Source organism: Bradyrhizobium sp. 31Argb (assembly GCF_043638955.1).
In the GTDB taxonomy this organism is placed as follows: domain Bacteria; phylum Pseudomonadota; class Alphaproteobacteria; order Rhizobiales; family Xanthobacteraceae; genus Bradyrhizobium.
The window spans coordinates 1-1788 of record NZ_JBEGDB010000564.1; the positions used below are offsets into that span (position 1 = coordinate 1).

Sequence of the window (1788 nt, forward strand, 5' to 3'; positions counted from 1 at the left end):
CCGAACCGCCGGATACGGACCCGTACGTCCGGTGGTGTGGGAGGGGCGAAGCCGCGAGGCTTCCCCCTATCCCGATCTCCTCACCATGAGGGGGCACATCAGTGCCAGCCTCATAATCGCGGCGCACGCCGCCGGCGACCGTCACGCACACCCGCCATTAACCCCTCGTCCACCACCGCGGCGGCGGACGGCCGGTAACCAAATCCCTTAACAGACCATCAACCCGATCCCGACAAGTCTTACGACTTTGTTAGGGAGATTGCCGATGGAAGCCTTTGCTCTTGAATTCGTGGGAATGGCGATGGTGGCTCTCTGCCTTGTCGTGCTCGCAATGCCCGCCGCACGGCGGCCCTCCAAGCATGGGCGTCACGAGTAGGGCGGCCGCCCGACCACTGTTTTCGCCCGGCCGGCGCCTCCGCGGCCTGTTCCCCGCGGTCTGACCTGAGCCTATGCAGGGCCAGAATTGCAGCCAAGCCCCTTGACATACCTGCGCTTTCGGCAGAACGCGTGTCGGAAGCGTCATGGACTGTTCATGGATCTGATTAACACCACCTGGGAACTGCAGGCGGCCTGCGACCGCTTGGCCGCCCACCCCGTCATCACCGTCGACACCGAGTTCCTGCGGGAGACGACCTACTACCCCCTACTCTGCGTGCTGCAAATGGCGAGTCCGGATGAGGCCGTCGTGATCGACGCGCTCGCCCCCGGCATCGACCTGACACCTTTCTTCGAGTTGATGGCCAACGAGCAGGTGCTGAAGGTGTTCCACGCCGCCCGGCAGGACATCGAGATCGTCTGGCACCGCGCCAACACCATCCCGCACCCGATCTTCGACACACAGGTTGCGGCCATGGTGCTCGGCTATGGCGACAGCATCGCCTATGACCAGCTCGTCGAGCGCATCACCGGCCATCGGCCGGACAAGACCCACCGCTTCACCGACTGGTCGCGCCGGCCGCTCAGCGCCGAGCAGACTCAATACGCCGTCGCCGACGTCACGCATTTGCGCGACGTCTTCACCGCGCTCGACGCGGACCTGAAGAAGCGCGGCCGCAACGACTGGGTCAGCGAGGAGATGGAGATCCTGACCTCGCCCCGCACCTACGACTTCCATCCGGAGCGCGCCTGGGAGCGGCTGAAAACCAGGGTGCGGAAGCCGCGCGAGCTCGCGGTGCTGATCGAGGTCGCCGCGTGGCGCGAGCAGGAGGCGCAGAGCCGCGACGTGCCGCGCTCGCGCGTGCTGAAGGACGAGGCGGTCGGCGATATCGCAACACATGCGCCGACGTCGTTGGACAAGCTTGCCAACCTGCGCTCGCTGCCGAAAGGATTCGAGCGCTCGAAATGGGGCACGGACATCATCGCCGCCGTGCAGCGCGGGCTCGCCCGCGATTTCGCGAAACTGCCGAAGATCGAGAAGCCGCGCAACAATTCCAATGGTGCAGCGATCGTCGAACTGTTGAAGGTGCTGCTCAGGATGACGTCGGAGCGACACGCGGTCGCAAGCAAGGTGATCGCGACCGTCGACGATCTCGAGCAGATCGCCGCCGACGATCATGCCGACGTCGCCGCCCTGCACGGCTGGCGGCGCGAATTATTCGGCGAAGCGGCGCTCAAGCTCAAGCACGGCCGGCTGGCGCTTGCAATCGACAAGGGACGCGTAGTCAAGGTGGAACGCGCCAAGGAGTAACGGGGTAGTTATCGCCTTGCGCAGACCTAGGCCGTGTGGACTCTTGGGATTCTCAAATCAGATTGAACGTGATTCAAGGCTTTCTTTTAGGAGGAAGCCTT

At 64.2% G+C, this 1788-nt stretch carries 1 protein-coding gene; it reads left to right on the plus strand.

Features of this window, described 5'->3' with window-relative positions; genetic code table 11:
• Positions 1-532: 532 nt before the first annotated feature.
• The gene (gene rnd / locus AAFX91_RS41395) at positions 533-1687 is read left to right on the plus strand and encodes a ribonuclease D (protein ID WP_282530473.1); all 1155 of its coding nucleotides are present in this window, start codon (positions 533-535) and stop codon (positions 1685-1687) included.
• Positions 1688-1788 lie beyond the last annotated feature (101 nt).